The 242-nt window shown below is 59.5% G+C and carries 1 pseudogene; it reads left to right on the top strand.

Features of this window, described 5'->3' with window-relative positions:
• Nucleotides 1–242, top strand: a pseudogene (locus tag EOD29_RS34510) (ABC transporter substrate-binding protein); the annotation flags it as partial.

Here is a 242-nt window from a genome sequence, read left to right as displayed (position 1 = left end):
CTTCTATCGTGACGCAGAGCTGAAAGCGCGGGCCTTCGATCCCGACAAGGCGAAGTTCCACTTCGACAAGGCCGGCGTGCTTGGCCAATCCATCCCGATCATCGCTTCCGACGCGGCGAGCTCGTCGATCGACATGGCCATGATCATCCAGGCGGCCGGCGCCGAAATCGGCATGAAGCTCGATGTGCAGCGAGTGCCATCTGATGGTTATTGGGACAATTACTGGCTCAAGGCTCCGATCC

Source organism: Mesorhizobium sp. M1A.T.Ca.IN.004.03.1.1 (assembly GCF_003997555.1).
GTDB lineage: Bacteria > Pseudomonadota > Alphaproteobacteria > Rhizobiales > Rhizobiaceae > Mesorhizobium.
Note: the sequence above shows the minus strand (reverse complement) of the source record. Positions and strands in the feature narration are given on the sequence as shown.